Here is a 215-nt window from a genome sequence, read left to right on the forward strand (position 1 = left end):
TACAGCTCGGCGGCATCGGGATCGGAACCGATCGCGTAGAACTCGCGCCCACCGCGGGTGTTGGCCATGTACCACGCCACGACGACGAGGATCACGACGGCGAGGATGGTCAGGACGGGGATCGTGAGGAACTGCTGGGTGCCGAGGTCGAGGAACCCGCGGGCATGTCGGAGGCGTTGATCCGCTTGGAGCCGGTCCACCACACGTTGATCCCG

Annotated in this window: 1 pseudogene; it reads right to left on the minus strand. The window is 66.0% G+C overall.

What is annotated here, in order from left to right:
* A pseudogene (locus tag BN358_RS27270) lies at nt 1-215 on the minus strand (ABC transporter permease); the annotation flags it as partial.

It is taken from the genome of Sedimentibacter sp. B4 (assembly GCF_000309315.1).
Classification (GTDB): Bacteria; Bacillota; Clostridia; order Tissierellales; family Sedimentibacteraceae; genus Sedimentibacter; species Sedimentibacter saalensis.